Raw genomic sequence first — 22,957 nt, forward strand, 5'->3', positions numbered from 1 at the left:
GGTTAACATGGTAATAAATACGGAAGATCTCAAGGTGCGATACCAAATTTAGCACGCCGTTGACATTTAAGCACGGCCACTTTCTCCCCAAAAAACCTAAACGCCTGAGTTAGTTCACGGTGACTTGCCTCTTACAAAGGGCAAGTCATTTGGGGATTGATACTCAGCTTTCAGCACGTGTGGGTGGAAAATGAACTTCGTCACCATCACTCGTCAGAATACTAATTTGACTTGGTTTGCCTTCATCATCAAGGCGTAGCTCACCAATGGCACTATGGTTAACCAAGCGATAAAAGTTGTGTGTACTTGGTGCGCGTTTGTAAATCTTGAGCCGTTTACGTTTTGTGAACCAGTTTAAAGGTGAGCGAGGGCTGTATAGCAGTCTATCTAGGCCATCACAAATATTGAGCAGTTGTGTAGGGAACTGATTTTTAATTCCACTACAGGTGATTTGATAGATATTCGGACTGTTTTTTCGATAGCGGAGCTTAATATCGTATGCAAAAGAGTAGTGCACGTCGCCAGAGAGAATAACAAAGTTAGTTGGTGTCTTTGTGTGTGTGAAAATACTAATAAGAGTATTCGCACTTCCGGGGTGAGCCATCCAGTTTTCAGCATCAACCATCAATGGTTTACCAAGCATGGTCACCACACGTTGTAGTGCTTCGATAAATTTCACACCAAACATTGGCGCGGCAGAAACAATAACAACCTTGTCTTGATGCACGAGCTCCTGATGGAACTCAATCATCGCTTCCCAGTCCATTAAGCCAGAAGGTTTGTTCATTTTAGACTCAGAACGCCAGCGTCTGGTTCGTGTATCTAGCACGACAACTTTTGGTGTCGTAGGAATGGTGTAGTGCCAATTCTCAAAGCGATACAAATATTGAATAAATGCATCTTGGGTTTGCGAGGTTCGCTCATCGATAAAGCGTTGAGCGAGGCTCATAAATTCATCATTGAATTTTTCTGGCGCATTTCCCCAACCTTGGCAAAGCCAGTAAGCAATCAAGCTATTACCGATAATGCGTTTTGCAAACGTGTTGCTGTATGCGGCTTGTTCCCAGCCTATGGTGAGATTCCAATCGTCGGTGACATCGTGATCATCAAAGATCATATAGGCTGGAATGTGAGCGAGTAAGCGTTGAACCTTGTCCAGACCTGCGACGAATTTATCAATTTGTTTTTTTTCTTCGCGCCATTGCTGCTGCCATTTCGGTTCAAGAACTTCTCCGCCGACAGTAAATTCGTTTTCTAATAAACGATCCGTTCGAACAAACTTCCACAAGGTCGGAGACCAAACCAATAAGTACATTGCAAAGCACTCAGCAAAGCTTATTAGGTGATTCTCACACTCTTTGGCGCTGAATATTGGTGTCCCTCGGTGTGGAAAAAACTTACTTAGTAAACTGTCATCACTCACATAATGAGGCAACAATTTATCTCGACCATAATAGCAAGCAGGGTGTTGGTAGAGGTCATTGGTATTTTTTATCGGAGCTTGATCGAATTCTTCGCCTGGCAAACCCAATAAAGCTATGACTTGCTCAATGGCATCGAGAGTGGGGCCTGCAACATGGTCTGCATAGATTTGATCACCACTCATGATGAGCATATCTGGTCTCTCTTCAATGGATTGAGACGCGATTTTATGATCCGCAGCGACCAATGTATCATCACTGAACTGATGGGGATTACGGCAAGAGCCATGTAAGAGATAATCCGCTTTTTCACTAACGAGGAACTCAATACCCAAGTTTGGCGTATTATCTCGCTCATAAGTCAGGTGAGGGAGCAGTTCCGTCACTAAGCCATATTGCGTTTTTATTTGATAGCGTAACGCTTGATGGGTTGGAAACTCGCCTTCTAATTTAAGTAAGCAACACCACGCATTGAGGCCGATTTGAAGCTGTTCTTTTTGTTCACTTAAAGGGGCTTGATAAAGGATGGAGGCATTTTCATCCGTAATTTGCACCATACCCTCCAAGCGTTGGGTGGTGACTAGCCAAATATTGATTTCAGTTGCGGTCACTTTACGTAGGATCGGACCTGCAACGACAAGAGGAAGTGAAGAAATTTCAGTCGTGTTCATCAATGCTGGCAAAACGGCTCCTTATGTGTCAGCTTCTTCTTCTAATATTTCGATAACTTGCGAGCTACTAAGTTCATGTCCCATAAGGAACAAACCAAGCATCGCATCGGCTTTTGACGCGTTATCACTGTCTTCATCCAAAATTTGCTGAAGCCGAGTTCTAATTAGGTCGATTTCGTGTTCGACGAAGCCACGCCCTTCTTCGTCACCTTGACCATCTTCTGGTGCATTATCAAAGTGCAAAAACAACATGTCACCATCGAGTTGAGTCCCTATCAACCTCTCTGGCAGCCATGCTTCTCCCATCACAATGTCTGTGTCTGCGGGTAAATGATTCAAGGTAGAGATGAGTTCTGATGCTTTCACTTTTTACTTCATTATGTTTGATTTAGAACTAAGCTAGAGTTTAAGCGCTTGTTGTAATGGTAAAATATTCGCAAACAAGCTCACCTAGTCGTGCAATATTAATATGATCTTGGGACTCAAACTGTCACGAGGATGACAACATTTTCCATTGTAACGGCTATCATCAGCAGAACATAAGCTTTTAATGGCAAATCATTGATGTTTGCCTGCTTCTCAACCAACATTTTTCGAACTCATGAAGAGATTAATTCTAACAACACTCGCTTTACCTTTAGCTGCGGCAGTTTCTTCTGCGCATGGTGCAGAAGAACAAACGTGGGGGATTGCTGCGATGTATCGCACAGCATCGATTCCGTTTTATACCGCCGATAATGACTCTACGGTGAGTACATTTGTACCAATGATGTTCTTTGAAAACGAACATGTGTATATCAATGGCATTGAAGGTGGCGCTTTTTTGCATAACGAGAGTGATTCCGACTGGCGCGCGAGCGCACTCATGCGATTGAGATTTGTCGATATTCCCATGTCGCTACAAAATGCTAATGAAGGGGACAGAGTCGATTTCGGTGGGCAAGTGCGTTATAGCATTAACGACACTTGGCGCGCAGAAGTAGAGTTGATGACGGACGACGAACTCCAGTTTCACTCTAATTACCGCCTTGCTGCCAATTATGTATTTGGTGATTGGGAATTAGAGCCATCGATTACGATTCGATACAAAGACGCTGATTTCAATAGTGAATATTATTCCTTTAAGGATATTACTGGCGAGAGAATTGGAGCTGGGCTTGACACCAATCTTGGTATTAAAGCGCGTTACCATGTAACTTCAAATTTGTATTTATTGGGTGAGACGAGTGTTACTCGCTTAGATGATAACGCCTACAACAGTCAGCTTGTAGAAGATCGATATCAGGGAGAAGTGTTTGTCGGTTTTGGCTTTTTCAACGATAAAAGCAAAGCTCCGAAACCGACACTGAGCAATAAAGCATATCTACGTATTGCGCATGGTTGGGCGACGCCTTCGAACATCGGTGAAATATTTAGCTTTGAGAGAGAAAAAGACCCATACGACAATCAACTTACTTCATTGTTTTATGGGCATCCATTAACGGATGAGCTGTTTGGTTTTCCTCTTGATATTTATTTAACGCCAGGGTTGGTTCATCACTGGTCGTCCAGTGTTCAGTCTGCGAGCACAGAATACGTCATGGCGATTAAGGCTTATTATACGGTTAATTGGCCTACGACTTGGCGATTTGGTGTAGCGGAAGGTGTGTCATACATTGATAGCATTACCTATATTGAAGGCACAGAAATGGAAGACAAGGGTTATACACCAAGCAAGTTGCTCAACTACCTAGATTTCTCGTTTGATGTCAATGTAGGCGATCTCTTCAACCAAAAGAGCTGGAACAATATGTGGGTGGGCTATTCATTGCATCACCGCTCGGCGATTTTTGAAAGCGCTTCCCAGTTTGGACGAATTAAAGGTGGGAGCAACTACAATACTATTTATTTCCAGTTCGAGTTTTAGCGCATCGCGAGATGCATATGTCGGATTTGCAACTGACTTATTTATCGCCCATTATGAGTGATGATGAATAATACTATGCTGCTTTCAACGAGAAATTTCGTATATCGTGCCAGAGTTAAGGCTGTTTGTGATGCATCTGATGAATCGGATGGCATAAGCACCATGAGTATCGACTCCTCATTCAATCTTCAAATTGAAGCGATAAATTGTACCAACGCTGAATTTGCCAAACGCTTTTTTGCCATTCACGGAGAAGGGCACTTGGAGGGCGATGAATGGTTGGTGTTGTACGTCAACTCCCTTGACGTTAAGGCGGGAGACAATATAGAAATCCGTAGCGATGCCGCGTTTAATGCGATGATCGAGAATATGATAAGCGAAGCTGAGCGGTCTTTAGAAAAAGTCTACCTCGATGCAATACGCAACTTGGAGAAAGTGAATCGTTTTTGACGATGTAAGAGACCCTATAAATACGATCAAGGCATCAGGATCCAAAAAGGGATTGGCGCGAACCGATCCCTTTTGTATTCTGGTTTATTCTAACTTACGCCATTGTTGCAAGTTGGCTTTGCGCTTCTGAAATGCCTTTTGCAGCCGCATCTTCACCCATGTTTAGCGCTTCTGCGTAAACAAATTCCACATCAGTGATTCCTACAAAACCCAGCACAGTGCGTAGGTATGGCGTAACGTTGTCAGTTGGTGAATCTTTATGAATACCACCACGAGTCGTTATTACAATCGCCTTTTTACCTTCAATCAAACCTTGAACGCCGTTTTCTGTGTATTTGAATGTCACGCCTGCACGAGCAATCAAATCAATCCAGTTTTTAAGCTGAGTCGGGATGGTAAAGTTGTACATTGGAGCGGCAATAACCAAAGTGTCTGCGGCCTTTACTTCTTCAATAAGGGTGTCAGACAAGTCGACCACCGCTTGCTGTTCTTGTGAAAGATCTTCCGTAGCGCGCAGTGCAGTCGCAACGGCGAAGTCCAAAACAGGTAGCGGGTTTGCAGCCAAATCACGAACAGTAAGCTTGTCTTGGTCTACATTTTTGATGAAGTCTTCAACCAATTTGTTTGATTGAGAGTAATCGCCAAGGATGCTTGATTTTAGAGCTAGTACACGAGACATAATGGTTATTCCTTAAATAAGTGCTTTCGACTATGGGAGCCATTATAAGCAACGTAAGTGAGTTCAAAAGCCTAGCGATTCGCTGAACATGTTCGAAAAAATTGAATGAGCTTTCGGTTATCTTGTTACAGATCTTGTGTGATACAATCCGCGCAGTTTTTGTAATGAAAAGAATAGGAAACGCTTTGACTTCGTCACAGCCCCCAAAAAAGAATCTAGCTGAAGAGCAAGCGACACCGTCAAATGGTGCGCAAAAAGCGACAGCGAAACAAGCTCAAACACCTCAGGCTCAAGTGAATAGCGCGGCATCTCTGCGTAAAGCGCTGAATCAGTGCATGATGCGCGACCGTTTCCGCTTGAGTAAACGTATTTCTGGTGCAAGCAAAATTAAGAAGGACGCAGCGCGTAATGCTGTGTTCGACGAAATCGCATTAGACATCGCCAAATCCATGATGGTTGCAGAGCAGCGCAGCAACTACAAACCAACGATTGAATACCCAGAAATCCTGCCTGTAAGCCAAAAACGCGACGATATTGCGAAAGCGATCGAAGAAAACCAAGTGGTTATCGTCGCGGGTGAAACTGGTTCTGGTAAAACCACTCAGCTACCAAAAATCTGTGCTGAGCTTGGTCGCGGTAAATTTGGTCTGATTGGTCATACTCAGCCTCGTCGTCTTGCAGCGCGTTCGGTTGCTAACCGTATTGCCGAAGAGATGGAAACCAAGCTTGGTGAGTTTGTTGGTTACAAGGTTCGATTCAACGATCAGATCTCTGAAAATACCCAAATCAAATTGATGACGGACGGTATCTTGTTGGCTGAAATTCAGCATGACCGTTTCTTGAATCAATACGACACCATCATTATCGATGAAGCGCACGAGCGCAGCCTGAACATCGATTTCATCTTGGGTTACTTGAAAGAGTTGCTACCACGTCGTCCTGACTTGAAAGTGATCATCACGTCGGCAACCATCGACCCTGAGCTTTTTTCAAAACACTTCAACAATGCACCAATCATTGAAGTATCGGGTCGTACTTACCCAGTAGAAACACGTTACCGCCCACTAAGCGGTGATGACGACAATGATCGTGACCAGCTTGAAGGCATCTTCGAAGCGGTAGATGAACTGTGCGATGAAGGTTTAGGTGACATCCTGATTTTCATGAACGGTGAACGTGAAATCCGTGATACCGCAGATGCATTGTCCAAACGTAATCTGAAGAGCACGGAAATTGTGCCGCTTTACGCGCGTTTGTCGGCAGGTGAGCAGAATAAGATTTTCCAACCTCACACTGGTCGCCGAATTGTACTGGCAACCAACGTGGCAGAAACCTCGCTAACTGTTCCGGGCATTAAGTACGTTATCGACCCGGGTACGGCGCGTATCAGTCGATACAGTTACCGTACTAAGGTTCAGCGTCTTCCAATCGAGCCAGTTTCTCAGGCGAGTGCGAACCAGCGTAAAGGTCGTTGTGGTCGTGTGGAAGAGGGTATCTGTATTCGTCTGTACTCAGAGGAAGATTTTGAGTCACGCCCAGAGTTTACTGATCCTGAAATCCTGCGTACCAATCTAGCGTCGGTTATCTTGCAAATGACGGCACTTGGTTTGGGTGATATTCAAGCGTTTCCGTTTGTGGAAGCACCGGATAAACGTAACATCCAAGACGGCGTGCGTTTGCTGGAAGAGCTTGGTGCTATTAACTCTGAGGTAAAAGACCCGAAAAAACGCCTGACTTCCATTGGTCGCCAATTAGCGCGTTTGCCAATCGATCCGCGCTTGGCGCGTATGGTATTGGAAGCGCCAAAATATGGTGCGCTTAAAGAAGTGATGATCATCGCAGCGGCCTTGTCGATTCAAGATCCACGCGAACGTCCTTCAGATAAACAACAATCGTCAGACGATAAGCATCGTCGTTTCTTCCATGAAGAATCGGACTTCCTGACATTTGTGAATTTGTGGGAATACATCCAAAAGCAGCAAAAAGCCCTGTCTAGCAATCAGTTCCGCAAACAGTGTAAGCAAGACTATTTGAACTACTTGCGCGTTCGCGAGTGGCAAGACGTTTACTTCCAAATTCATCAGTCGATGCGTGAAATGGAATTCAAACTTAACGATGAGCCTGCTTCTTACCATGGTGTACACAGTGCGATCTTGGTTGGTTTGCTGTCGCACATCGGTATGAAAGACCAAGAAAAGAATGAATATCAAGGCGCGCGCAATGCTCGTTTCCATATCTTCCCTGCATCGGGTCTATTTAAGAAACAACCTAAGTGGATAATGTCAGCCGAGTTGGTGGAAACCTCGAAACTTTGGGGCCGTATCATCGCAAAGATTCAACCAGAATGGATTGAGCCGTTAGCTAAACACCTTATTAAACGCAGTTACAGCGAACCACATTGGTCGAAGAAACGTGCGGCGGTGATGGCGCACGAGAAAGTCATGCTTTACGGCGTACCAATTGTATCGAAACGCTTGGTCAACTACGGCAGTATCGATTCGACCGTAAGTCGCGAAATCTTCATTCGTAGTGCATTGGTTGAGGGTGAATGGGAAACCAAACACGCGTTCTTTAAGCAAAACCGTAAGCTTCTGCAAGAAGTGGAAGAGCTTGAGCATAAATCTCGTCGTCGTGACATCTTGGTGGATGATGATGAGCTGTTTGATTTCTATGATCAACGCGTTGGCACCGAAGTGGTGTCTGGTAAGCATTTCGATACGTGGTGGAAAAAGGCATCTAAAGAAAATCCGGAACTGCTGAACTTTGAAAAAGAGATGCTGTTCAAGGGTGATGCTAGCCATGTGACCGATTTGGATTACCCGAACTTCTGGCATCAAAATGGTTTGAAGCTCAAATTGAGTTACCAATTTGAACCAGGCGATGATAGTGACGGTGTCACAGTGCATTTGCCGTTGCCGATTTTAAACCAAGTTGAACCAGCGGGCTTTGACTGGCAGATCCCAGGTTTACGCCATGAGCTTGTGGTTAGCTTGATTAAATCGTTGCCAAAGACAATTCGTAAGAACTTTGTGCCTGCGCCGAACTATGCCGATGCATTCTTAGCGCGCGTTACGCCAATGGAAGCGCCGCTGTTAGATTCATTGGAGAAAGAGTTGCGACGCATGACGGGCGTAGAAGTGTTGCGTGAAGACTGGAACTTGGAACAAGTACCTGAGCACTTGAAAGTCACGTTTCGTGCGGTTGATCACCGAAATCGTAAACTGAAGGAAAACAAAGACCTTCATGAACTGAAAGAAAGTTTGAAAGACAAAGTTCAAGAAACGCTTTCCAAAGTTGCGGATGACGATATCGAACAGCAAGGTCTGCATACGTGGAGTTTTGGCGAATTGCCGAAAGTGTATCAACAAAAACGTGGCGGCTACGATGTAAAAGCGTATCCGGCGCTTGTTGATACCAAAGACAGCGTTGAAATCAAACTCTACGAAACGGAGTACGAGCAGATAACGGCAATGCGTGCTGGTCAGCGTCGCTTAATTTTATTGAACGTACCATCGCCAATTAAATATTTGCACGCCAACTTACCGAACAAATCGAAGCTGGGTCTGTACTTTAATCCATACGGCAAAGTGCTTGATCTGATAGATGACTGCATTGCCTGTGGTGTCGATAAGCTTATTGAAGAGCAGGGTGGTTTAGTTTGGGAGCCAGAGAAGTTCGAAGCGTTGAAAGAACACGTTCGTGCTGAATTGGGTGACACCGTTGTAGAGATCGCTCAACAGGTTGAGACTATTCTGACCACGGCGTTTAGCATCAATAAGAAGCTAAAAGGCAAGATCGACTTCACAATGGCGTTTGCTCTGTCCGATATCAAAGCACAAATTGAAGGCTTGATCTTCAAAGGCTTTGCAACGGAATGTGGCTGGAAACGCTTGCCGGATATTCTTCGCTACATGCGCGCGATAGAGCGTCGTATGGAGAAGTTGCCAATCGATCCAAACAAAGATCGTTTACATATGCTGAAGATTGAATCTGTGACTCAAGACTATAAAGAGTTGCTGAACAAGATCCCGAAAGGTGTGGCCATTCCTGAAAATGTAAAAGAAGTGCGTTGGATGATTGAAGAGCTTCGCGTGAGTTACTTTGCTCAACAATTAGGCACTCCTTATCCTGTTTCTGATAAACGAGTCAAAAACGCGATTGATGCTTGCTAATCAACCAGTAAAATAGTGTCAGATTTGTAATTATCGCTTAAGAAGTTGCTGGTACACTAATTGCTAGTAACTCAATAAGCATTATTTTTTAGTTCTGGGAGGCAATAGTTCGCCTCCCTTTATTTGTAGTACCAACGACTGAGTTATGCAGACGTGGGAATAATAAAGAGTAAAGGTAGATGATGAAAAAAACTCTATTAGCAGTGGCGCTACTTGGCGCATCTTCTGCGGCAATGGCGGATTCTTGGATTTACGGTGGTGCAACAGTAGGTCAGTCTGACTACAAAGGTGAGACGGACACATCATACTCTGTTCACGTTGGTACAGGCATTCTACCTATCATTGGTGTTGAAGCTGGTGTAACACAACACGGTGAGTTCAACGTAAATGGTCAAGACACTAAGCTAACTTCTTACTACGCAGCACTTAAGCCAAGCATCGACTTCGGTCCGTTACACGTGTACGCAAAAGGTGGTTTCCATCAGTGGGACAAAAAAGTGAAAGGCGGCAAAGACGATGACGATTTGGACCTAATGTACGGTGTGGGTGCTGAGTACTTCATTTTTGGCCCAATGTCCGTTGGTGCTAGCTACATGAACTACACTGCTGGTAAAGACGATATCAGCACGTTCTCTGTTAACGCAACACTACATTTCCTATAAGCGTCAAGCTTTCTAACACCATATGAAACACACCGGCTTTATGTCGGTGTTTTTTTGTCTGGAAGTCACAAAACAAAAGTTGAACATAAATTATTCACTTTTAGAGTCTTAAAATGCCTATGCTTTCCAATATATAGTGGCGATTAAATGCGCATATTTGCGTAATGTTTCGCTTAGGAATCGATCAGGAAGGGATAGTATGAAAAAAACACTCTCGTTATTCGCTCTAACGTTGTGCTCAACGTCAGCAATGGCTGACTCTTGGATTTACGCTGGTGGTCAAATTGGTCAGTCCGATATCGACAGCGAAAATGATACAACTTATGGTATTCATGTCGGTACTGGTATTTTGCCATTCATTGGCATTGAAGCAGGCTACTTTAACCACGGCAAAGTGGATTTATCTTTGAGTGGCAGCAGGGGTAGTGCTGATTTTGATTCATTCTATTTAGCGGCGAAACCTAGTATCGACTTCGGCCCGTTACACGTTTACGCAAAAGGCGGCATCAATGCATTCAACGTTGATTATGACGGCGGACTGAGAAACTTAGACAAAGATGATGGCGTCTCTTATATGTATGGTGTTGGTGCCGAATACTTCTTGCTTGACAATGTGTCTGTGGGCGCGAGTTATCAAGCGTTTGGCGTGGATATTGAAGGCGATAGCGATACCGTTAGCAGCGTAACAGGGAACATCACCTTCCATTTCTTATAACGCTCGCTGGATGAAAGGTTTGCTGATTTGGTTTCGTCGTTAATTGTGAAACCAAATCAGCGCAGGTCTTCTCTATTTGCGCAGTGACTGGCTATGAACTTAAGTATTTCTTGTGTCTTTTCTAGTCTACAACCTACGACAAAATCAATCGTTAGACCTCATAATTTTTGTGTTGATATTATTTCCCCTTCATCTGTCTTGAATTGAGCTTAAAATGCAATAAATCACGACTTTTTGCAAAAATATGTGATTGCTGCTAAAATTCGTCCCGCTTTAAAACTTTAGAGTTCAAATTAATGGAGGGCGGTATTGGAGTTCTTCTCACCTGAGGGGCGTTTCAAATTCACGTTAAATTTGTATTTATGGATAATGCATTTAAAAAATATAGTATTGATACAACCGATTATCAGGTTGGACAGGATAACGTTCAAAAGTGGGGATTCGATATACATAACCCGGTTTTTGGCATTAGTGCGGGGCTCGTTGTTTTCTGCCTGATTTCACTTCTTCTTGTTGAGCCAACCACTGCTCGTGACGTATTAAACGGTCTAAAAAACGGAATTATCGAACAGTTTGATGCGTTCTTTATGTGGTCGACAAACTTCTTCTTATTGTTCGCCGTTGCTCTTCTTTTTTCTCCGCTAGGTAAAATCCGCTTAGGAGGCAAAGAAGCAACGCCGGATCACTCAACCGTTTCTTGGTTGTCGATGCTTTTCGCCGCGGGTATGGGTATTGGTCTTCTGTTCTGGAGTGTGGCTGAGCCGACCGCGTATTTCACTGATTGGTGGGGAATGCCACTTAACGCAGTACCATACACCGAAGAAGCAAAATCCCTCGCGATGGGTGCCACTATGTTCCACTGGGGTGTACATGGTTGGAGTATTTACGCACTCGTTGCACTAGCATTAGCGTTTTTTGCCTTTAACAAAGGTTTACCACTTTCATTGCGCGCGGCGTTCTATCCAATTTTTGGTGACCGTGCATGGGGTTGGTTAGGTCACGTTATTGATATCCTTGCCGTTTTGTCGACGCTATTTGGTCTTGCAACGTCGCTAGGTCTAGGTGCTCAGCAGGCGACCAGTGGTATTAACCATGTCTTTGGTCTAGAAGGCGGCATTGGTACACAAATGATTGTGATCACCTTCGTTACCTTTATCGCGGTGCTATCAGTGATTCGTGGTATTGATGGTGGTGTTAAGCTACTGAGTAACGTCAATATGGTGGTTGCGTTTGCGCTGCTTATTTTCATTACCTTCATCACGTTTGATACGGCGTGGAGCTCGCTACGCGACACAACAATGGCTTACATTGAAAATATTATTCCATTGAGTAACCCTCACGGTCGTGAAGATGAAACTTGGATGCACGGCTGGACGGTATTCTACTGGGCTTGGTGGGTATCTTGGTCACCGTTTGTTGGTATGTTTATCGCGCGTGTGTCTAAAGGTCGTACGGTTCGAGAATTCTTATTCGCAGTCATCGTTATTCCTACAGTTGTTACTTTGATTTGGATGTCTGTGTTTGGTGGTATCGCGCTTGACCAAGTGGTGAATAAAGTTGGTGAGCTAGGTGCAAATGGCCTAACTGATATTTCATTGACTCTGTTCCATGTTTACGATGCGCTTCCGTATAGCTCAGTGATTTCAATGCTTTCTATCGTGCTGATTCTGGTATTCTTTATTACATCGTCAGACTCTGGCTCGCTGGTTATCGATAGTATTACCGCCGGTGGTAAGATTGATGCACCAGTACCGCAACGCATTTTCTGGGCGTGTATTGAAGGCGCAATTGCAGCCGTAATGCTGTGGGTTGGTGGTAAAGAAGCCTTGCAAGCATTGCAATCAGGCGTTGTTGCAACAGGGTTACCGTTTACTTTTGTTCTGCTGTTGATGTGCGTAAGTTTGGTGAAAGGGTTAAGAACAGAACTGCCAGCTTACAAATAAATACAACACGATCCATGATTGAGTTTAAATGCCGAGCCTAATGTGCTCGGCATTTTTTATTTCTACTTTTCTTTTCCAATAATTTCGTTACAGTTTAGGCTTATTCCCACCTCATTAAACTGTATTATGTCACTGGCTAAACTCATTCTTATTCGTGGACTTCCGGGTTCAGGTAAAACAACCTTAGCAAAACAATTGGCAATAGATCTTGGTGCTAAGCATTTTGAAGCTGACATGTATTTTGAAAATGATGAAGGTGATTATCACTTTGAACCAGTTCAATTACCTCAAGCGCATGAGTGGTGTTTTCAGCAAACTAGAAAGTGGTTGAACAGAGGGAAAGTTGTGATTGTGAGCAATACGTTTGTTCGACATTGGGAGATGAAGCGTTACATGGACTACTGCATGAAGAAGCGCATCGAGGTGGAAATTAAAGTGTGCCACGGAGCGTATCAAAGCATTCATGATGTGCCACCAGCGACGATAGAAAAGATGCGCCGCCAGTGGCAAGAGTGACCGTTACCAGAACCGGAAGTTATTGACCTCGTCCGTCAATCATCACAACGAATGTTTTGCTCATGATTGAAAGGTCCATTGAAATCCAAGAGTAAAACGAACCTAAGCTTAGTGCGTAACTGTGGTCAAACCCAACTTTGCGTCTTACATCCTCAATGCATGCATCATAGCCTTGGTTAACCTGAGCTAAGCCTGTGATACCTGGTAACACGCCATATGTGCGCTCTACAAAATAGGGGATTTCATCTTCCAATTTCTGGTAGAAAGCTGGGCGTTCTGGGCGCGGCCCAATCATCGACATTTCACCTCTCAACACATTAAACAGTTGAGGTAGTTCATCTAAACGTGTTTTGCGTAAAAAGCGTCCTACTGGCGTGATGCGGGGATCATTTTCAGTTGCCCATACTGCGCCAGAGCGTTGCTCTGCATCAATATACATGGTGCGAAACTTCATGATTTGAAAAAGATCCATTTTTTCTGGTGTGCAGCGTCCTACTCGCAATTGGCGATAAATCACAGGGCCTTTCGATGTGGTTTTGATCGCTAGCGCGATAAATGGGAAAAGTGGTGCAGTGACGACCAAAATAAGCATTGCAACCAGTACATCAAACGTTCTTTTCGCGTGGCATACATTTGAATCGTAGCGTGAGTTTTTCATGATGCTTTCCTTATTGGTTGACGCGTTTCCAACGTCCATTTTCCATTCCGAGTAAATATTTCATACCGCCGATAAAGTTGGCGAGATGACCAATGACGATGTAACTAATCAGCTTAAAAGGTTTAATTGTGTTAAGTGCTGGCATCAAGTAAGTGATAAGCGCGATGCTATAAATACCAACTTGTGCGAACAGCATTACTTGAAACAGCGGATTGTGTGCCAGTAGTAGTGAGCAAATAAAGCAAACAATCATCAAATAGGGTGTTGCTAAGCGCAGAACCTTTCCCGATAGAAAAGCAAAGGCAGTGCCACGATAACGAGGTAGCAGTAATTTCTTTAATTGCATGAGCTGCTGCATGTTACCCGCTGAAATTCTTAGGCGTCGTTTGAAATCTGCGTCGTCTGAGCTTTGTTCGAGCTCAAGAGCCAGCATGTTTGGCTCGTAAATAGCGCTATAGCCTCGCAAAACGATTCTCATAGGGAGAATAAAGTCGTCATTAATGGTGCTGACTTCCAGTGGTTCAAATAAGTGAGTTCTGAAAGTGTAAAACGCACCGTGGGAACCAATCGTTGAACCTAACAAGGATTCTTGGTGCTTTACTCGAGACTGGTATTGCCAATACGCCGCTTCACCTTGGTTATCAGTGCTCATTATTTGATATGTTGCGTTAACCACTCCAACGTTCTCATTTTGATAATGCTGACTAGCTAGCAACAGAGAATCGCAAGAAATCAATGCCGACGTGTCACTCAGTGCGGTAATGTCCGAGCTAACATGACGCATTTCTTCGTTGAGTAGGGCAACTTTACCACGATTGACTTGGTGATCATTAATAATGAACAGAGTATCAGAGCAGATTGCTTCTTGAATTGTCGCTTGAGCAATCTCGGCTGTGTTATCTGTGCAGCCATCACATGCGATCACTACCCTTAATTTATCCCTCGGGTAATCTAGGCTCGCAAGGTTACGGATCTTCTCTGCTATCCATTGTTCTTCATTGTAGGCGGGCACGATGACAGTAATAGAGGGTAGCTGGTTATCTGCTTTGGAGGCTTTGTAAGCTCGCTCTACAAATGGTGCTTTGGTTTCGTCTTGCTGTTTTAAAGGAAGCCATTTAAGGAGCAGTGGGTACCCAACGTGATGATAGACAATCAAAAATGCGGATAAACCAAACCCTATAATCCAAAGTAAATCATTCATAGCTAGTCTCCTTGGCCAAACGTGAGTAGCGACTCACCATGTCTCTGATATCAAAGTGTTTGAGAATAAAAGTTCGAGGAGAATGGTGTGATGATTCCAGTTGTTGTGATAACGCTTCGGCCAACAAAAACACGCGATTTGCTTCAACCAGTGTGCTGTTGTTCGGACAGAGCGTCTCTTTCACGCCGCCAACATCCGTCGCGACGCAAGGAATGTCACATGCTTGAGCCTCGAGGGTTGAGAGAGGAAAGCCCTCTTGAAGTGATGGTAAGCAAAACAAGTCTAGGCTTTGGTAAAAGCTGGGCATATCGTCCACCAAACCTAAAAAGGTTACTCGATCTTCAAGTTTTAACGTTCTAACTTGTGCTTCCAATTGAGTTCGCTGAGAACCATCACCGGCTATTGCTAGGTGTGTGTTTGGCGTAAGATGAGAGAAGGCTTCGATAAGCACTTTATGGCCTTTAACTGCTTCTAGACGCCCGGCAACGCCAATCACGATTTTGTCGGTTGGAAGTTCAAACAAGTGTCTTGTTGCCGTTTGGTCACCGCTTTTAAACTTCTGGCAATCGATTCCATTGTGAATGGTGCAGACTTTGCGGTAATTCAGTTTTGTCTGGATTTGTTCGGCGACAAAGTTCGCATCGGCAACCACATGTGGACGAATCATTTTTAGCAGTAGGGACTGCAGTCGAGCTGATTTTTTGTTATTAAGGTGCCATGCGTCGTGTTCGGTATGAATAACTACAGGTACGTGCGCTAAACGTGCCGCAATCCCACCATATAAGAGTGGTCCGATATGGTGAGTGTGGACCACGTCTGGTCGCATTCTTTTTATCATTGAAGTCAGTGTAGCGATGGTCTTCCCGCTGAATCCAGGTCTTTTATTAAGAAAGTGCAGTTGGCCTTGGTAGGGCAATAGTTTTTGCCAGCATTGCAGTGCTTGCGCTTTGCTTCCCTCTAAACTTACGACAAAAACGGAATGGTTTGGCTGCGCAAAACGAAGCATTTCTAGTACGAGCGTTTCTAAGCCGCCAGGAGCTAAGTGCTGCACGACGTGTAATATCACTTTTTTGCTGTGCTTAGTGTTATTGTGCTTTTGTCTGACTTCCATTTTCAAACCCTCGTTGAGTTCTTTGTTTATTTAGGAATTGCAGACAACGTGCCAAGAAATTAAGCATTTAAAAACAATAAGTTAGCTTCAGTTCGTGTGAGGTTCTATGTTTATTCTCAATTTGAGATTCATATTAGTGGACATGCTATGAGGCTGTATAAGGCAGTAGTAAAAGAAAAGCACTCGCCGACCGAGAGCTTGTAAATGAGTTCTTATGGCGGTTAGTTTCCGTACACTACGTTAGGTAAAGTGGTGATGACAGGAACACCAAGGTGTTTTTCTAATGCTCTTTTTGAGCGGATAGAGTTATCGGCTAACTCAAGTATCGTCGCTAATCCAATGCCTAAACCAGCGCCACCAATAAATCCTAAAATGACAAATACAAAACTAGGTAAGTTAGTTGGAATCGTTGGCGTGAACGGTTCATCAATGATTTTTACGCGCTTATTCTCTTCAAACTCTCCCAAAGAACCCGTTAGTTGGGCCATCTCATAGCGTTCGACGAGTTCATCATACATTTCTCTCTTCACTGCGACGTCACGAGCTAAGCGGTTGATTTCTGTTGCTGTGCTCCCAAATTGGTGCGCATTTCGCTCTAATTCTTGGATCATATCTCGCAAGCTGTTGGTTTCTTCCGTAAGTGCTTCAAAACGTCCGCGCATCATTTGTAATTGATGTAGTTGGGAGACAAGTAGAGGCTGTGCTTCGCCAAGACTGTTTACTGTGGTATTGCTCGCGATATCCCATAGTTGAGCACTGTTTAGTTCTGGTTGTTTAGAGTTCAAGAGTACCGAGCGTTCCTGCTCCAACCGGTTTAATTCTCGCAACTTACCTTGCACCAAACTATGCGCCTCTGTGTATTTAGCGCGAAGCAGGGTAAGTTCACTACGAATGTCGATGATTTGCTCTTCCAGTTTACCGATAACCGGGTTCGTTTTGGATAGTTGTTGATCCAAACTGCCTAGACTTCGTGAAACACCAGCAAGCTCCGCCTCCTTTTCGGCTAGCGTTTGTTTGAGGCTAGCAAGGCGAGTAAGGCTTTGAGCTTGCATTTCGGGCGTCGCGTCTGAGTAAGTATTTTTATACTCTGCAAAAGCTTGTTCAGCCTTGTCTAGTTCTTCCCTGCGTTTGTTGATATGGATAGTCAAAAAATGACTCGAATCTTTAATCGAAGAACGCTCAGGAGCCAAAAGCTGTTCGACAAAATGCTCTCTGACAGAGAGCAGCATCGACTCCATTCCTTCTGATTTACCACTTTGCAATTGAATTTGAATGAAGTCTTTACCGAGTGGCTGAACAGACAGGCGCGACGCAAGATCTTTTATGATGAACTCTTGCTCTTTTGCACTCATCTCGTCATTGATCAGCGATTGTTCTTTTGCGACAGAATACAAAACGTGTCGGCTTTTTAGCAGAGTACTGAGTGCGCTCAATCGGTCTTTAAGCATTGTTGAGACGGCAAGGTCTTGAAGGAACGGGTTCATTTTCGCTGTCTCTTGAATAAGCATGCTGGTGTGAGCAACATAAGTCGTCGGAACCAGCTTACTTACGATGAAACCCAGCACCGGCAAGACAAGCATAGGGATAACGATCATGTAACGACGTCGCCAAGCGCCATGTAGTAATACACTAAGGTTCTCTCTCAAATCGTTCATAGCGTCCTCACTAATTTCTCAACTTGGTTGGCTCTTGCTTCCCAGCTTTGCTGTTGAACGTATTGCTTTGAGTTTGCTGGGGGTGGGATCAAGTGATCGAGACTGGCACATACGTCTTCTAAATTTTGAACTACATGGAGCATATGCTTGTACGGCATTAATGCAGGAAACGACGTGCTAATAACGGGGGTTCCCGTTGCCAAATACTCAAGAAGCTTGAGGGGGTTACACGCTTTGATTTGAGCGTTATTAACAAAGGGCAACCAGCTTGCGTCCCAGTGTTGAGAGTAGCTTGGCAAAGTGTGATGAGCTCTTGGGCCGAGATAGTAAACGTTACTTCTTTGAGGTAGCGGATTGTCACTGAACTCGTTAGGGCCGATGAACACGAGATCCCAGTCAGGCGCTTGGTCTGCGACTTGGGCAATTAAGTCGTAGTCTAACCATTCAGACAAACTGCCATAAAAGCCCAGCACTTTGCGACCATTATTAGGAAAATCTTCAGCCTTAGGTGCTGGCTCAGAAAACAGACTAAAGTCGACACCGTGAGGCAAAGTGACGGTTTTACCAGATGGAAATTTGGTGGAGAGTGTTTCGCTTGCCGTAAAGATAACGCTGGCCGCATTAACAAGAGTACGTTCGTGCTTGGCCACCGTGTCGTGGTCAACACCAGCTAAAGCGCTAAAGTCATCGCCACAATAGTAAATCAGTCCACGTGGGTTCATTTCTGCACAAAGATCGGCAGCAGTCGGGAGCGACGTCCAAAATACAGGCTTATCAAAACCAAGAGCTTGTAATTGTTTATTGAGTTGGTGTTTCATCATCTTAGCGGCCACTTTTCTTGCTAATGCAGAACTAGGGGCAGGAATGGTGAGCAAGTTGATGATGTGAATGTTTGGGTTTGTTTCAGAGTCCAATGTTGGCTTGTGTGAGCCTACGTTATGAAATACACGAGTGAGTTTGTTTAACGCACGCTGTATGTCTTTAGAATCCAGCTTAGGTTGACGAAGGCCAATGGAGTTCACCCAAAGGATTCGATGGTTCGCTGCTAGTTGCTTGACAATATGCTGAGTGGAAGAGGGTAACCCACCAAAATCTTCTCCAAATACTACGATGTCTGTCATGTGGCTCTCCTTGAGTCTTGGTTATTTGATTACTAATTAAGTGAGTAATCACAATGCGTGCCAAGGAATTAGCCATTTTAAAACAGTGAGTTATGGGTTTTGTTTATGTTTGAAACTAGGATTTCTCATTTTGACAATCACTTTGAACGATTCGGCTAACGACAACCGTTAACGCCGCTAGAATGTAAATTGGCCAAGTGAAACCTTGAGTCAGAAACGTGCCTGATACGATGGTACCGATAAGCCCACTTAACACGGCGTTTGCTCCTACAGAGAGGGTGTAATCTGATTTTGGTGTTAGCAATGAGATGGAATGCAAAGAGGTGCGGATCAATGACACAATTAAAGTAATGAACACCGCGAGCCCGACAAAACCCGTTTCTGCTAACACGCCAAACCAAGTACTATGGACGGCGTGGTTGATACCATCCCAGTGTGGGCTGTAGAAATAGTAATTAAAGTAGAAGTTATCTAGACCTACGCCAGTCAACGGGTGATGCAGCGCCATTTTAAATGCCGCTTCCCACGCATAAAGTCGCCCCATCGCTGAGGCATCTATACCATCCTCAGCGGCTCCCCCCGATTCTCGTCCTGAAATACCAGCGAATGCGTAGAGTACGATCGCTGCGATAGCGCCTAATACCAAGACTAATGTTTTGCTTTTGATGTGTTTAAAAGCAAAGTAGGCAAATACAGACAGTGAACCTAGTAACCCACCGCGGCTCTGCGTTTCAATGATCGCAAAGAACAAAACCAAACAGGTGATAAGGGCAAAGAGTCTGAGATGTTTGGGGGAATGTTTTTCCATCAATTGACTAACGGTAAAGGCAAGGGGAAACATCAGTACTAGTGCCAAATCGTTAGGATCGCCAAGTACAGAACCTATGGAGCGTCCTATTGACACGCGCGTTCCTTCGACTAAATCAATGCCATTCGCTGCGTTTTGTAATGCCACTAAGCCAATCAATAATCCGGCGAAAATAATTGCTTTTGACATCTGTGCGAGCTGTGAAGGTTTAGTAATAAGCCAGGTGATGGCCAACGTCATAATGATGATTTTCCAATAGGTATTTTTGAACACCGTTATTGCGATATCACGACTAGAAGCGAATATGATTCCGATGATCACCAGACCCCAAAATATACACAGCCACTTTAATGAAGGGTGCCAAAAAGCTGTAATCTGGCGGCTTATAAGAAGGTGAAAAGCGAGTGCGGCGAGTGCCCCCAGTGATAACAGTAATGGGATCTTGAAGTTATAGATAACAGGAAAGGCTTCGTGAATACGAAAGAATGAAAAAATAACGAACAGTGTGACAAGCCAAAACGTTTGATTGAGAACAAACAGTAACGCGAGTGGTGCGAAACACAACGCGACAATCAAAATGGGATGAGGCATAACAATCCAAAGCAGGCCGATACAGACAGTGATCGTCAGTGCTGCGATGGACTGTTTTGTTCTCACCTTGGTTTCATTCATAACGAGTATCTCTTCACCTGTCCACGCCTTTTCACTATGTATCGAGTGAGAGCATTTAGCGTCTCTTTACTCATGTAGCGAGTGGCTATCCCTGCCAGCAAACTGCATGTCAAAATGCAAATTGCGATGGCGATTCCTATTGATTGTGAAGAGTGAAGCAGGAACAGTGCCACACCGGATATAATCTGTAATAAAACCATCAGACTTAGGTGAAAAGGCAACGTCATACATTGTTGGCCTACTACATAAGTCAGGCCCAGCTTACACAGTTGTGCGTAATAAAGCGCAATGAACACACCATAAATACCCAGAGAAGATAAGCCAAACAGCAAAGCAATCGCAACGCACGCAGAGACGACATTTATACCCAGTAGCCAGCGAGTACGACGCTTGTACAAAATGGAGATGTTAATCAGCTCGCTCCATTCTTTTAACATAGCGATAGGCAGCAAGAATAAGCTGAATAGTACCGCCTCATGATAGGTTTCTGGCAGTAAGTGGGTGATCATCACCATTGCTAATGTGCCGACCACTACACTCAAACCTGTAATGTAAATCATACCTAAGTGTGTGATGCGCACTGCTTCAGTGTTCTTGCGCCCTTCTAAGTAGTTAAATCGACGTGGCATCCACCACATGCCAAATGGCTGCACTAAAATACACATGCCCACTGCAAATTTTACCGCTATCGCGTAAATCCCTAACGTCGCAAGAGAAGTGTTGGCACCAATGAACCAGCGTTCAGCGCCATTGAGACAAAATGCTACTAAACCGGCCATCATCATTGGTAGGCAGTAGTTTAGGTATTGTTTTGCCAATGTCAGTTTAGGAAGGGTGATATTGTAACTGTTAACGATGTGCAGCCAAACAAATTGAGTAATAGCAGCCAACAAGCCCCCCCACAAAACAGAAATAACATGGGGATGAACAGACAGCGCCGCGACGATAAAAATGACCTGAAAAATGGTGGTAGTGACCATGACGTTAAGCAGTGTTCTTGCTTTGTCGTCTTGTGTTCTTAACCAGGCAGTGCCGATTGCAATACTGCCTTCTAGAACGATGGCAAACATAACAATAGCAAATTCGACTCGCGTAAAAGGCGCGGGAATGGGGGCGATTAAAATGATAGTGAGCAAGCTAAGAGCAACGACGCCAGCGATGAGTAAAGCAAGTGAGTACAGCTGGTTTAGTAGGCTTGTGCGCGTATTTTTATCCTTTTCAACGCCGACGAATCGATAAAGCGCTTCATGCAAAGCGAAACTGACAAACAAGGTCGTAACAACACCAAAGGTTGTTAGAAGCTCAAGCTTGCCCATTTGTTCTGGTGAGAGAAAGTGGGGCAATACAGGCAGCATGATTAGGCTGATGCTTTTATTGATCAATAAGGCGATAGCAAATAGCGTCATGTTGGTCATTGCTTTAGACATGGTCATATCCTTTGATGTCTCGCGGTGTCTTGAGTGTGCAATCATTGTTGGTAGCAATTTCGGCAGCAAGGTGCTGGGCGATTGGCAAATAACAACGTTCGGCTGTGTATAGTTGAGAAACATTGAGTGCTTCGATACCCATCGTTACTTTCATCCACGGCGATTCATTCAAAAGGCGAATTGCGTTGTGTAACGAAGCCACATTGTTAGGCGTGTATTTAATACAATTTCGGCCGTGAGTTAACACGCGGTCCCAATAACTATCATCATGTGGAATGACGACACACATACCTGCAGCGAGCGCTTCCAAAATAGATAACCCAAAAGGTTCGTTGAGACTGGTGGAAACAAACACACCACACTGTGAACGCAATTCATCTAAGTTGTTTGGGCACTCATGCCATTCAACACCTTGTGTGTTGAAGTCCGGTGTTGAATATTCCACACCTGCCACGTTAGGTTTGATGTAACACACGGTGGATTTGATCTTTTTCGACTCATCAAGTGTTAAAGCATCAAGCAAAAGATCGATGTTCTTCCATTTTAGTAAGCTAGCTGCCCAGAAAACGCGGCTTGAAATCGGATTCGCTTGTTTTGGCCAGCGATCTTTCGATAATCCATTAACAAATGTAGATGTATTCAAACCACACCAATAGCGTTCGGTGGCTGGCTTCTCTGTTTTGAGGTAGGCCTGTAATGCTTCTACCATTGATTCGCGGGTGTTTGCCAAGTAGTAAATTGCCGATGCTTTTACTAAGCAGTAGCCAGCAGATCTCGATCGTCCAATAGGGCCATGAACCATCTGTACCACAGGCTTTTTGCTAATTAATCGTAGTAAGTACAAAGGCATATCATTACTTGGGCAAGATAGGCCCAAAAAGCTATCTATTTTTGGCAGCTTCATGCACGCGTAGAGAAGTTGGAGAAAGTAGTAAGCGTTCATCAACCAGTAGGTCAGTCCATGAGTCGAGTTAAATGGTGATGGTTTTATTTTTATAACTTGCACACGCGGTGTATCACTAAGCAGTGACGCCCAATGCTCTGGATTTGTAGTGAGTAGATAACCAATCACGTTCAGCTTATCGCACTGCTTAAGGAGCTCTGCATTCGCGATTTTGGATCCACCTTGCATTGGGATGGCGTCGAACATCAATACACGTTTCATGACC

18 protein-coding genes are annotated in these 22,957 nt (G+C 44.3%); 7 read left to right on the top strand and 11 right to left on the bottom strand.

The window, feature by feature from the left end; all coding sequences use genetic code 11:
* Positions 1-163: 163 nt before the first annotated feature.
* On the bottom strand, positions 164-2,104 hold the full coding sequence (locus R7Z77_RS07180) for an alkaline phosphatase D family protein (protein ID WP_318136627.1): 1,941 nt from the start codon (positions 2,102-2,104) through the stop codon (positions 164-166).
* A 9-nt stretch (positions 2,105-2,113) separates the two neighbouring features.
* Positions 2,114-2,458 carry a hypothetical protein gene (locus R7Z77_RS07185; RefSeq protein ID WP_017820645.1) on the bottom strand — a complete coding sequence of 115 codons (345 nt, stop codon included), beginning with the start codon at positions 2,456-2,458 and terminating at the stop codon, positions 2,114-2,116.
* A gap of 235 nt (positions 2,459-2,693) precedes the next feature.
* Between R7Z77_RS07185 and R7Z77_RS07190 the strand changes: the two genes are divergently transcribed.
* On the top strand, positions 2,694-3,998 hold the full coding sequence (locus R7Z77_RS07190; RefSeq protein ID WP_213967695.1) for a MipA/OmpV family protein: 1,305 nt from the start codon (positions 2,694-2,696) through the stop codon (positions 3,996-3,998).
* Between the two features lie 75 nt (positions 3,999-4,073).
* Positions 4,074-4,448, top strand: a complete 375-nt coding sequence (locus tag R7Z77_RS07195; RefSeq protein ID WP_025766684.1) for a hypothetical protein — start codon at positions 4,074-4,076, stop codon at positions 4,446-4,448.
* Between the two features lie 94 nt (positions 4,449-4,542).
* Here the strand turns inward: R7Z77_RS07195 and R7Z77_RS07200 are convergent, their stop codons facing one another.
* Positions 4,543-5,127 (bottom strand): FMN-dependent NADH-azoreductase, encoded by a 585-nt coding sequence (locus tag R7Z77_RS07200; protein ID WP_025766683.1) that lies wholly within the window; start codon positions 5,125-5,127, stop codon positions 4,543-4,545.
* A 185-nt stretch (positions 5,128-5,312) separates the two neighbouring features.
* On the opposite strand from R7Z77_RS07200, the gene hrpA reads away from it, so the two are divergent.
* From hrpA to R7Z77_RS07225, 5 genes are all read left to right on the top strand, one after another.
* A complete protein-coding gene (gene hrpA, locus R7Z77_RS07205) occupies positions 5,313-9,299 on the top strand; it encodes an ATP-dependent RNA helicase HrpA (protein ID WP_318136628.1) in 3,987 nt (1,328 codons plus the stop codon).
* Positions 9,300-9,481: 182 nt separating this feature from the next.
* Complete coding sequence (locus R7Z77_RS07210) at positions 9,482-9,961, top strand: outer membrane beta-barrel protein (RefSeq protein WP_021033871.1); 480 nt, start codon at positions 9,482-9,484, stop codon at positions 9,959-9,961.
* Positions 9,962-10,160: 199 nt separating this feature from the next.
* Positions 10,161-10,676 (top strand): outer membrane beta-barrel protein, encoded by a 516-nt coding sequence (locus R7Z77_RS07215; protein WP_005377661.1) that lies wholly within the window; start codon positions 10,161-10,163, stop codon positions 10,674-10,676.
* Positions 10,677-11,038: 362 nt separating this feature from the next.
* A complete protein-coding gene (locus tag R7Z77_RS07220) occupies positions 11,039-12,619 on the top strand; it encodes a BCCT family transporter (RefSeq protein WP_005377659.1) in 1,581 nt (526 codons plus the stop codon).
* A 126-nt stretch (positions 12,620-12,745) separates the two neighbouring features.
* Entirely contained in the window at positions 12,746-13,135 is a 390-nt protein-coding gene (locus R7Z77_RS07225) for an AAA family ATPase (RefSeq protein ID WP_053303090.1), read from the top strand.
* A 19-nt stretch (positions 13,136-13,154) separates the two neighbouring features.
* Here the strand turns inward: R7Z77_RS07225 and R7Z77_RS07230 are convergent, their stop codons facing one another.
* From R7Z77_RS07230 to R7Z77_RS07265, 8 genes are all read right to left on the bottom strand, one after another.
* Positions 13,155-13,793 (bottom strand): sugar transferase, encoded by a 639-nt coding sequence (locus R7Z77_RS07230; RefSeq protein ID WP_005377654.1) that lies wholly within the window; start codon positions 13,791-13,793, stop codon positions 13,155-13,157.
* Positions 13,794-13,803: 10 nt separating this feature from the next.
* The gene (locus R7Z77_RS07235; protein WP_047102240.1) at positions 13,804-14,994 is read right to left on the bottom strand and encodes a glycosyltransferase family 2 protein; all 1,191 of its coding nucleotides are present in this window, start codon (positions 14,992-14,994) and stop codon (positions 13,804-13,806) included.
* Positions 14,987-16,105, bottom strand: a complete 1,119-nt coding sequence (locus tag R7Z77_RS07240) for a glycosyltransferase (protein ID WP_213967696.1) — start codon at positions 16,103-16,105, stop codon at positions 14,987-14,989. The genes R7Z77_RS07235 and R7Z77_RS07240 overlap by 8 nt, the downstream gene beginning before the upstream one ends.
* Before the next feature lie 221 nt (positions 16,106-16,326).
* Positions 16,327-17,760 (bottom strand): GumC family protein, encoded by a 1,434-nt coding sequence (locus R7Z77_RS07245; protein WP_005377649.1) that lies wholly within the window; start codon positions 17,758-17,760, stop codon positions 16,327-16,329.
* The gene (locus R7Z77_RS07250; protein ID WP_053307081.1) at positions 17,757-18,881 is read right to left on the bottom strand and encodes a glycosyltransferase; all 1,125 of its coding nucleotides are present in this window, start codon (positions 18,879-18,881) and stop codon (positions 17,757-17,759) included. The genes R7Z77_RS07245 and R7Z77_RS07250 overlap by 4 nt, the downstream gene beginning before the upstream one ends.
* Before the next feature lie 115 nt (positions 18,882-18,996).
* Complete coding sequence (locus R7Z77_RS07255) at positions 18,997-20,361, bottom strand: O-antigen ligase family protein (RefSeq protein WP_005377645.1); 1,365 nt, start codon at positions 20,359-20,361, stop codon at positions 18,997-18,999.
* Positions 20,358-21,788, bottom strand: a complete 1,431-nt coding sequence (locus R7Z77_RS07260) for a lipopolysaccharide biosynthesis protein (protein ID WP_318136629.1) — start codon at positions 21,786-21,788, stop codon at positions 20,358-20,360. The genes R7Z77_RS07255 and R7Z77_RS07260 overlap by 4 nt, the downstream gene beginning before the upstream one ends.
* Positions 21,781-22,953 (bottom strand): glycosyltransferase, encoded by a 1,173-nt coding sequence (locus R7Z77_RS07265; protein WP_005377641.1) that lies wholly within the window; start codon positions 22,951-22,953, stop codon positions 21,781-21,783. Before R7Z77_RS07265 ends, R7Z77_RS07260 begins: the two co-directional genes overlap by 8 nt.
* Positions 22,954-22,957 lie beyond the last annotated feature (4 nt).

It is taken from the genome of Vibrio sp. 1401 (assembly GCF_033340295.1).

Coding starts and splice junctions, on each gene's coding strand:
- R7Z77_RS07190 (WP_213967695.1), top strand. CDS start 2,694: ATGAAGAGATTAATTCTAACAACACTCGCTTTACCTTTAGCTGCGGCA.
- R7Z77_RS07230 (WP_005377654.1), bottom strand. CDS start 13,793: ATGAAAAACTCACGCTACGATTCAAATGTATGCCACGCGAAAAGAACG.
- R7Z77_RS07260 (WP_318136629.1), bottom strand. CDS start 21,788: ATGTCTAAAGCAATGACCAACATGACGCTATTTGCTATCGCCTTATTG.
- R7Z77_RS07235 (WP_047102240.1), bottom strand. CDS start 14,994: ATGAATGATTTACTTTGGATTATAGGGTTTGGTTTATCCGCATTTTTG.
- R7Z77_RS07220 (WP_005377659.1), top strand. CDS start 11,039: ATGGATAATGCATTTAAAAAATATAGTATTGATACAACCGATTATCAG.
- R7Z77_RS07200 (WP_025766683.1), bottom strand. CDS start 5,127: ATGTCTCGTGTACTAGCTCTAAAATCAAGCATCCTTGGCGATTACTCT.
- R7Z77_RS07265 (WP_005377641.1), bottom strand. CDS start 22,953: ATGAAACGTGTATTGATGTTCGACGCCATCCCAATGCAAGGTGGATCC.
- R7Z77_RS07240 (WP_213967696.1), bottom strand. CDS start 16,105: ATGGAAGTCAGACAAAAGCACAATAACACTAAGCACAGCAAAAAAGTG.
- R7Z77_RS07210 (WP_021033871.1), top strand. CDS start 9,482: ATGAAAAAAACTCTATTAGCAGTGGCGCTACTTGGCGCATCTTCTGCG.
- R7Z77_RS07195 (WP_025766684.1), top strand. CDS start 4,074: ATGCTGCTTTCAACGAGAAATTTCGTATATCGTGCCAGAGTTAAGGCT.
- R7Z77_RS07225 (WP_053303090.1), top strand. CDS start 12,746: ATGTCACTGGCTAAACTCATTCTTATTCGTGGACTTCCGGGTTCAGGT.
- R7Z77_RS07245 (WP_005377649.1), bottom strand. CDS start 17,760: ATGAACGATTTGAGAGAGAACCTTAGTGTATTACTACATGGCGCTTGG.
- R7Z77_RS07250 (WP_053307081.1), bottom strand. CDS start 18,881: ATGACAGACATCGTAGTATTTGGAGAAGATTTTGGTGGGTTACCCTCT.
- R7Z77_RS07255 (WP_005377645.1), bottom strand. CDS start 20,361: ATGAATGAAACCAAGGTGAGAACAAAACAGTCCATCGCAGCACTGACG.
- R7Z77_RS07215 (WP_005377661.1), top strand. CDS start 10,161: ATGAAAAAAACACTCTCGTTATTCGCTCTAACGTTGTGCTCAACGTCA.